This window comes from Bradyrhizobium sp. 31Argb, assembly GCF_043638955.1.
Taxonomy (GTDB): Bacteria; Pseudomonadota; Alphaproteobacteria; order Rhizobiales; family Xanthobacteraceae; genus Bradyrhizobium.
Genome location: NZ_JBEGDB010000400.1, coordinates 1 through 5,478 on the forward strand (window position 1 = coordinate 1; position 5,478 = coordinate 5,478).

Annotated in this window: 4 protein-coding genes; all 4 read right to left on the reverse strand. The window is 65.1% G+C overall.

All coding sequences use genetic code 11. The annotated features are described in order from the left end of the window. Positions 1-161: 161 nt before the first annotated feature. Entirely contained in the window at positions 162-779 is a 618-nt protein-coding gene (locus tag AAFX91_RS38480; protein ID WP_394569969.1) for an Isoquinoline 1-oxidoreductase subunit, read from the reverse strand. A gap of 2 nt (positions 780-781) precedes the next feature. After that, positions 782-1,297: a (2Fe-2S)-binding protein gene (locus AAFX91_RS38485; RefSeq protein ID WP_394569970.1), complete on the reverse strand. Its 516-nt coding sequence runs from the start codon at positions 1,295-1,297 to the stop codon at positions 782-784. Then, on the reverse strand, positions 1,294-4,071 hold the full coding sequence (locus AAFX91_RS38490; protein ID WP_394569971.1) for a xanthine dehydrogenase family protein molybdopterin-binding subunit: 2,778 nt from the start codon (positions 4,069-4,071) through the stop codon (positions 1,294-1,296). The genes AAFX91_RS38485 and AAFX91_RS38490 overlap by 4 nt, the downstream gene beginning before the upstream one ends. Positions 4,072-4,156: 85 nt before the next feature. Beyond that, positions 4,157-5,248 carry a hypothetical protein gene (locus AAFX91_RS38495; protein WP_394569972.1) on the reverse strand — a complete coding sequence of 364 codons (1,092 nt, stop codon included), beginning with the start codon at positions 5,246-5,248 and terminating at the stop codon, positions 4,157-4,159. Positions 5,249-5,478: the final 230 nt, after the last annotated feature.

Genomic DNA, 5,478 nt, shown 5'->3' on the forward strand with positions numbered 1-5,478 from the left:
CCGAACCGCCGGATACGGACCCGTACGTCCGGTGGTGTGGGAGGGGCGAAGCCGCGAGGCTTCCCCCTATCCCGATCGGCAAGTGGGGGCATGGATTGCTTCGCTACGCTCTACCCATCCTACCCACCATCTTGCACGCATCCATGATGGCGCGTCGCGAACTATCTCGCAGGACAAGCCGCGCCGCTCTTCGCCCATGCTTCGACGAGCGCGCCCGCCTGTTTTTGCGTGCCCGGCGCGGGGGAGCGGCCGAAGCCAGGCTGCCACGCCCAGCCGACCAGCGTATCCTCGCCAATGTGGTGGATCAGCTCTTCGACCTTGCGGCCGCCATTGCGGGCGGGGTCCTTGATCTGGGCGCAGATCTCGGCGAGCGATTTGCCTTCCCAGCCCATCTCCCGTGGCGCGAGATGCCATTCCGGGTGACCCGGTATACGGCCAGGCTCGAAATTGGCGTTGCCGTGACAGCTCGAGCACCGCATCGCCGCCAACCCGTGGCCGTCGGTGCCGCGTGTGACCGGTGGCTGATGCGGCCGGCCCTCGTCGCCCTGGCGCGGACGGTCGCCGGCGGGATGGCAGTTTACGCAGCGCGGATGCGTCAGCACTTTGCCGAGCTCGGTGAACATCGCCGCCGATCGCGCGTCGCTGTCGGCGATCCCCGCAAAGCTCTCAGGCGAAGCCAGGCCATGTGATGCGGTCTGCGAGGCCGCATAACCCGTCACCATGCTCAGGCCGAACGCCGCGACCACAACGACAATCCGAAACCGCATGTCTGATGTCATGGTCAGGCCAGATAACGCTGGGGATCGGCGAGGATCACGTCGCGGACGGCCTCGTGATATTTGATGTAGCCGGTGCAGCGGCAGATATGTCCGTCGAGCGCTTCTTCGATGGTCTTATCGAGCTCGGTTCGCGCCACCGGCTTCTTCGCGAGACGTTCCAAGAGGACCTGGGCTTCGTTCAGGAAGCCGGTGGCGCAGTAGCCGCACTGGAAGGCGAAGTGATCGATGAAGGCCTTCTGAAGCGCGGTGAGCTGGCCATCTCTCGCATGGCCCTCGACGGTCCGGATCGCCTTGCCGTTGAAGCTTGCGGCCGGCACGACGCAGGTCGGAGTTGTGTCGCTGGTGCCATCGGGGTTGTCGACGATGATCGCGCAGCTCAGGCACTGCGCGGCGCCGCAGCCGAACTTGGTGCCGGTCATGCCGAGATGTTCACGCAGGAAGTCGTTCATCGAGAGATCGTCGCGGACCTCGATCGGATCGATCGCGCGGCCATTGATCGTGATCGCAAGCCTTGTCACGCGAGGGCTCCCTTGAGCATGGCCTGGGTGACCGGCAACGAATTGAAGCGGTGGCCGGTGGCGTCGAAGATGGCGTTGAGAAGGGCAGGGACCACGGGGACCATCACGACTTCGGCCATGCCTTTCGGCGGCTCGTCCGGCGTCAGTGGCGGCAGCATCTCGATCTCGAGATCGCGCAGCGGCAGGTCCGATCCCCGCGCCACCAGATATTGCCCGAGGTTCCATTGCCCGTTGCCGGGACCGCCTTCGTGAGGCGGCAGCGATTCCAGCAGGGCGTAGCCGACGCCCATGGCAAAGCCGCCCTGCGACTGGCCGAGCACGACTTCCGGCACCAGCGGCTGGCCGCATTCGAGCACGCTGTAGGCCTTGGCGATGCGCAGCGCGCCGGTCGTGCGCTCGATCTCGACGCGAACCAGCGTGCCGCACATCGAGGCGTAGGCCGTGCCGATCCTGTTGTTGTCGGTTGGCGGAAACCACACGCTGACACGATTGAGCGCGGTGAATTTCCCGCTACCCCTCCGCACTGCGAGCGCATCGATCTCCGCCCGGTGCTGCTCGCTGCCGAACTGGAAACGCGCGCGCGACCAGGCCCAGCGGGAGAAGCTGTGGGTGATCGCGCCGGTCACGAGGTTGCGCGCATGCGCGGTTGCGGCGAGCGGCGGCAGTGTCAGCGGCGCAAGGCCGGGCAGGATGAGTTGTCCATCCTTCCAGCGCGCTTTGGCGAAATCCTTCGCCCGCGGATCGGAGGGCGGGATGCGCCAGAGTTCGAGCGCCGCCGGCCACAGGCCATAGCGGAAGATGACGCGCGCCGCCTCAGCGGCTGCATGGGTCCCGACATGCGCGCCGATCGAGGCGCTGGTGGCCGAACTGATCGCAGGCACCCAGCGCGGATTCCTCGCAGCCGCGTCCTGGGTCTTCTGATCCATCGTGTAGGGATCGCCCGAGGTGACGAGACCCAGCGCATCATAGGTATCGATGCGCGCCACCGACACTTCGTCGGCTGCCGCGCCAAGATGGATCGCGACGCGGTTGGCGAGTGCGGTTCCGATGCCGTTGCCCATCTCGACATGATCGCAATGGATCGAAATCCTGCCGTCGGCCGCAATCTCGACGCGTCCGAGCGAGCAGTCCGCGCCGGTGCCGTAATCCTTGGTGACGCAGGCGACGCCGGTGCCGACCAGGACGCCGCTGTGTGCAAGCCGCGCCTTCTCTGCGGCGCGCTGCCGCCAGATCGGATGTGTCTCGAGCTTGTCCAGGATCTCCGGCGTGCGGACCGACACGATGTACGGATTTCCCGTCATGGTCCGGCCATTCTGCTTGAGCGCATTGCGCCGCCGGAATTCGATCGGATCGAGCGGCAAGGCGGCTGCGGCCTCGTCGATCAGCACTTCGAGCGCGGTCATGGTCTGTATGGTCCCGTAGCCCCGCATCGAGCCTGCGGTCACGCCGCGCGAATGCACGGCCACCGTGGTGACGTCGACCTTCGGAACGTCATAGATGCCGATCGCCGCCGTGGCGCCGACGACCGCCACGCTCGACGAGAAGTTCGCGAGGCCGCCGCCATCGAGCACGTGATCGGCCGCGAAAGCCTGGATCTTGCCGGTTGCGCGGTCGATCCCGATCCGGGATCGCATCTTGAACGGATGGCGTTTGATGCCGCCCTGGAATTGCTGATAGCGATCATGCGCGAGCCGGACCGGCCGTCCTGGAAAGAACATCGCGGCGAGCGCGACATAGAGCACGAAGGGCGTGTGGTCGCGGCCGCCGAAGCCGCCGCCGATATAGGTGAACTGCGTGTTGATCTGCGCGGGCTTGAAGGGAGGGCGGGCCTGCCCGAGCAGGTACGCGATCGACTCCGTGGCTTCATAGGGCGACTGGACGCCGAGCACGAGTTCGAGATTTCCGCCTCTGGCGTCGTACCAGCCGAGGCCGCATTCCGGTTCGAGGAACATCGGGTCGACCGACTGGGTCTCGAAGGTGCGATCGAGCACCAACATTGCGGGGTTCTTCGCATCCAGCTCGGCGCGGATCTGCTCGCCATACCGCGCCGCCTTGCCATAGGGCGCCAGCGTCTCCTTGGCGAAGGAGGACCAGACCGGAAGCGTGGTGTCCTGGAGCCGCCCCGGCGTCACCCAGCCGGCCTGGATCGGCGAGTACACGTCGGGGGATTCGGGCGTCGGCCCGGCCACGCGCGTGAAGCGGAAGGCGGCGTAATTGGGAACGGAGACCGGACCGGTCTCTTCGCCTGACTTCACGAAGGTGCCGTCGCGCAGCGCCAGCCGCGCACGATCGAAGGCGTCGAACTGCTCGAAGATCAACAGCGCCACCGGCTGTCCCATATAAAGCGGCGTCTTGCCGACTGGGCAGAACAGATCGCCGGCATAGAATTCAGGGACGCGGGCGCCGATCTTCGCAAGCTCCTCGGCCGTCACCACGACCGACGGCTTCAGCGCGCCGCTGAGGCGTGCGAGGTCCATGCCGAGATAGACACGCGTCGCATCACTCGCGCGGACGAGGATCGCGTGCGACGTCGTGGCCGGCCATCCCGGCAGGTCGGCGGCGCGAAAATCGGAGGCGTAGAGCTTGGCGCCGGTGACCTTGGCGACGCCATCGATGCGACCGCGGCCATCGGCCGCCGGATTCCAGTTCTGCCGTCCGGGCAGCACCGCGCGCGCCGGATAGCCCGCCGGCTCGGCCGCCCCCAATCGTGACAGGCTGAGCGCTATCCCGCTCGCCGTGACCCACTTCACGAACTCCCTTCGCGAAGGCCGCATGCCCCTTACCCCCTCGGTCAACACTATCAGGCGTGCCCGATATCAGATCGTCGTTGCGCCCGAATCACACGCCGACACGGAAACACTATCGCAAGTCCGCGATCGATGCGGGGCCAGGACCGGGCGTGACCAGGGTCGGCCATTGCTTTGAGCCGAATGGCACGGCCGGCGGCAGAAACGTCGTCATGCCGCGCTTCTTGGTCTCGGCTGATATCGCGACACGCGCATCGCCGCCCATCAGTTCATAGTCCATCAGATGATAGTTGCCGAAGAACAGCGAACCGACCGAGCGATCCGCGATGATCCGCGTCAGCGATTCCAACATGTCCGCAGGCGTCGTTGTGAACGAGATGGTTTCGATCAGGAGCAGGCGATCATTGATGGCATCGGGACCGAAGAACTGCGCGAGCACGCTGAACAGCACGTTGTTCTGGCGCGCGACATAGATGGTGTTGCTCGCGGCATAGGTCTTGTCCCAATCGGCGCCAAGCTGGGCTTTCCAGTCCGCCAGCACGCCCATCCAGTGCGCAACTTGAGTCTCTGCCGCCCATGCAACGTTCTTGGCGAGGTACGGCGCCTGCTTCTTGCCGAAAGCCTCGAGCGTCGCAAATGGAATGGCGTCCTTGGCGAGGCATTCGTCCATGAAGGCGAGGTTGTTCTGCAGGATGGTGCGGTTGTTGTCGCGCCAGCCGGCTTCCATCGGCGTGCGGTCCAGCCCATCGAGCGCCGATTGCATGCGGCTGCGATAGGCGAGCATCGAGCCGCGCCAGGATTTGTCGCCGGGATTGTCGACATAGGGGCCGACCACTTCGGCCAAGGCCATCGTGCTGTGACCCACCGACTTCAGCAACTGGTAGACCATCGGCACCTGCGGCGCCTCCGTCGGCGCCATTCCCGGACGATAAAGGATCATCCTGCCGCCAGCGCCGGAAAACAGCGCAAGGATGACCGGGTGCTTGCTCAGGATGTTCTTCTGGAAAATCTTTGCCGCGTCGCCATACAGCTCAAACATCGCGGTGTTGAGCGCCAGCACGTCCTTGGTCGCGGTGTTGGCGGGTGTCGCGTTCGTCTTGCCGGAGATCGGCGCCATGTAGGATGGAAGGCTCTGCGCCGCGGCGCCCGCACCGCTACCGCACCACAATAGAGTCGCCACCGCCAAGCCGACGTAGCGCTTCATGCCGATTCCCCCGCCCGTGATTCGCACGATTCCTAGCCGGGGCGGCAGTATTCCGTCATTCGCGCGACGCGCAAGCGACACTTGCCATGATCAACAGCGCTGGTTGCGGGATGATTGATGCGGTCCGTAAAATAGTGCGTTCATTGAAAAGCGGCGGACTAGGCCGTGTGGACTCTTGGGATTCTCAAATCAGATTGAACGTGATTCAAGGCTTTCTTTTAGGAGGAAGC

What these genes read in the sequence shown, in the direction of transcription:
- AAFX91_RS38495 (WP_394569972.1), bottom strand. Translation starts at nt 5,248, where the DNA reads ATGAAGCGCTACGTCGGCTTGGCGGTGGCGACTCTATTGTGGTGCGGT.
- AAFX91_RS38480 (WP_394569969.1), bottom strand. Translation starts at nt 779, where the DNA reads ATGACATCAGACATGCGGTTTCGGATTGTCGTTGTGGTCGCGGCGTTC.
- AAFX91_RS38490 (WP_394569971.1), bottom strand. Translation starts at nt 4,071, where the DNA reads ATGCGGCCTTCGCGAAGGGAGTTCGTGAAGTGGGTCACGGCGAGCGGG.